At 43.7% G+C, this 3,091-nt stretch carries 3 protein-coding genes; all 3 read right to left on the bottom strand.

Features of this window, described 5'->3' with window-relative positions; translation table 11 throughout:
• Positions 1-231 precede the first annotated feature (231 nt).
• Positions 232-1,206, bottom strand: coding sequence for a transposase (locus CAG60_RS12370; protein ID WP_161429665.1), 975 nt, complete (start codon positions 1,204-1,206; stop codon positions 232-234).
• 158 nt (positions 1,207-1,364) lie between these two features.
• Positions 1,365-2,843, bottom strand: a complete 1,479-nt coding sequence (locus tag CAG60_RS12375; RefSeq protein ID WP_161439048.1) for an FAD-binding domain-containing protein — start codon at positions 2,841-2,843, stop codon at positions 1,365-1,367.
• The gene (locus CAG60_RS12380) at positions 2,840-2,986 is read right to left on the bottom strand and encodes a DUF2256 domain-containing protein (RefSeq protein WP_161439049.1); all 147 of its coding nucleotides are present in this window, start codon (positions 2,984-2,986) and stop codon (positions 2,840-2,842) included. Before CAG60_RS12380 ends, CAG60_RS12375 begins: the two co-directional genes overlap by 4 nt.
• Between the last annotated feature and the right edge of the window lie 105 nt (positions 2,987-3,091).

Genomic DNA, 3,091 nt, shown 5'->3' on the forward strand with positions numbered 1-3,091 from the left:
GGACACACACCAAATAACTCCATTTCTAAGGATTAGTACTAAAAACTTATCAAATGATAGTAAAACTAACTCTGTCTCCTAGCGTTTAAGGTCTATTTAAACTAAATTAATTAAAAACGAGGTTATAACAAGTAGGTAGATATCGTATATTGATTGAATTAAAAGAATGCATAATTCCAGCAAAGGTTCTGGTCTAGTTTTTATGCTGAGTTTTTATAGTAAAGCTAACACTTACTCCAAAAGATACAGGTGCATCTTTTGTTTTTTAAAAACTACCTTCGCTATTGCTGCCTGAGGCCGAGTACCAATAGCGGTCGCGCGCGACTTCTCTAGACCAATGCAGATTTTTAGCCAATCCCTTGAATTGAAACTTAATCGCGACAAAATATTTGGCATTTTATTGCTCATGGATGCTTTGCCGTCTCGATACTGGCGAGCGGTCCAGTCAACCAACTCTAAATAATCCATCAGACGAAAAGGGATCCCCTCTCGCAGCTCATTAGTTGGGTTACCAATAAATGGATGCAAACAAGGCGCTGTCACTAAATTTTTGCTTAGCGCATTAATTCTGGCTTTTATCGAGGTAAATTCACTGGTTTCTGGGGTATCAGCTATCCCCGCTCGTATCGGGTTTAAATCAACATAAGCCATTGCCGCAACCAGTGCTTTTTCATCCAGTAACGCTTGGCTTTTGAAGCGGCTCTCCCAAAAGTGCCCGGTGCAGTTATCTTCCCTGTTAGCTTTACAAGCAATGTCGTAATTAAGCTCTTTCATAAACCAGCTCAAGTTCGATAACCTTGCCCGCCAAACTTCAATTAGTTCAATGCAGCGTGTTTGTTCAGCGAGGCTAGTGAGTTGTTTATTTTGCCAACGTTGGATGAGTACTGGGAGTTTATGAACTTGGCCCCAGCGATCAACGACTTGATGATGTGTGAGGTTTAACGCTCTGTCTTGATTAATATTTACCACTAAGTGATAGTGATTACTCATAATCGCGTATGCACAAATATCAATGCAATAGACGTTAGTTAACGAATAGATTTTTTGTTCTATCCATTCTCTGCGATGTTCATAACAGCGATTAGTGAAAGTGTCTTTTCCGCATAAAAAGCTGCGCCTAACACAGCGAGAAATGCAGTGATAATAAGATGTTACATCCGTAGAAACCAGTTGTTGTCGAGCGGTGGTCAAAGTAGTGTCCTCCATTAAACGTGAAGGAACCTTAGCAATAAATGATGATTAAATGTGCTATCGAATCACCAGAAGACTAAAAATCATACTTTTTCCATACTTTTGGTGTGTGTCCCATAACATCCCCAATAAATGTAGCTAACCCAGCCCCCGTCTTTGTACAAAAATCCCCATTACCTCATATTCACCCGCGCGTGAATGGCAAGAATACGCTGAGCTTCACGATTAACATCCTCTCGCTTGCGCCAAGCCCATAACCTATCTCGCGCTTGCTTAGCGCAAGCTGCCACATCAATCACTGGGTTTAAATAGCGACTATCGGCGGGCAATTGATACATCATGGCTTCCATCGGGCTCATTTGCCAAGGTTCAAACAGCAAAGATAATGGCACTTCTGCCAATTCAGGCACCCACTGCCGAATAAACACACCTTGCGCGTCATGCTCTTGAGCTTGTTTGATTGGGTTGTAAATTCGAATGGTATTGATCCCAGTCACCCCAGCCTGCATCTGAAATTGCGGATAATGAATACCAGGTTCAAAATCTAAAAAGAGTTGTGCTAAGTGCTCAACTCCCGCACGCCAATCTTGATTCATATGATGCGTCAACACACTCACCAACATTGCGCGCATACGAAAGTTTAAATAACCGGTATGATACAAACAACGCATACAGGCATCGACTAATGGAATGCCGGTTTGACCGCTTTTCCAAGCTTCAATAAGTTCTGTATCCGGCTGACACGCTTGCGCCAGAAGCGGCTCATAAGCACGGTTTACGCAGCGAAACTCCATCTCACATTCTGATTCAAATTTCTGTATGAAATGACAATGCCAGTGTAATCGTGAAGCTAACGCAATTAGACTCCGCCTTAACCCAGCAGCGTTCCAATAACTGAGTAGCGTTTGATACATCTCGCGCAATGAGATATTGCCCCATGCAAGATAAGGGGACATACGCGAACAAGATACTCGGGCGAGCGACGGGCTGGATATCTGAAAGTAGTAATTTTTTGCTCGGCGCTGAAAGAAATCGTCTAAAGTCTGTTTAGCCAGTGTCTCACCGCCCGTTTGGAATCCTTTCTCTTTACGTCGCCAAGCTGATGGTACACTGTTATCCAAGCCTAAATCGGTAGCACAAACAGAAATTAACCTCTGTGCGGTTAAATTCGGCATTGCCAATGGTGCTCGCATAATCGCTTGCCAGTGCTTATCCCAACCTTGACGGTGAGTTGCCGCGCGGCGTACGGCGCCATAAGCACTTTGATGCCAATTTATCCCCTGCTCCGTACACCAATGCTGAATGGCAATATCACGCTCGAAGGTATTGGCAAGACCCACTTCCTGATGAGAATAAAGACCTTGAATCGAAAAATGTGCCGCTAATGTCGCCAAACCTTGCTCAGCCGAGACATTAGCAATCAGTATCTGATGACCAAATCGAGCGAGCCGTTGATTGATATCTTGCAGTGATTGCCAGACAAAACGCCAATGGCGCTCGGAATAATGGCGATCATTGAGCAGCATGGGCTCAAAGAAATACACCAACAGCGTCGGTATTCCACTCTCTAATGCAGCGCACAAGGGGGGATGATCACTTAAACGTAAATCACGCTTGAACCAAACAATGTTGATGGCTGGAGAGCTCATCATGCTTTACCCCGCTGACGACGACAACGCTCTGAGCAATAGTTCACTTCGTCCCAACAACGTTGCCATTTCTTCCGCCAACGAAAGGGGCGCTTACACACTGAGCAGAGTTTTTCAGGTAAAAAGGCTTTTTGATGACTTGTCATGGCCATTGATTGATTAGTGATCGTGCTCTTAATTACGTGAAGCTTCACAACCACGATCACGGTTATAGCTAAAAACATGCTGTTTTATAAGCTAAAAATTCTTTT

This window comes from Vibrio sp. V33_P6A3T137 (assembly GCF_009904835.1).
GTDB classification, from domain to species: domain Bacteria; phylum Pseudomonadota; class Gammaproteobacteria; order Enterobacterales; family Vibrionaceae; genus Vibrio; species Vibrio metschnikovii.

Bases quoted from the DNA above. Each gene is read 5' to 3' on its own strand.
- CAG60_RS12370 (WP_161429665.1), bottom strand. From the start codon at position 1,206: ATGGAGGACACTACTTTGACCACCGCTCGACAACAACTGGTTTCTACG.
- CAG60_RS12375 (WP_161439048.1), bottom strand. From the start codon at position 2,843: ATGATGAGCTCTCCAGCCATCAACATTGTTTGGTTCAAGCGTGATTTA.
- CAG60_RS12380 (WP_161439049.1), bottom strand. From the start codon at position 2,986: ATGACAAGTCATCAAAAAGCCTTTTTACCTGAAAAACTCTGCTCAGTG.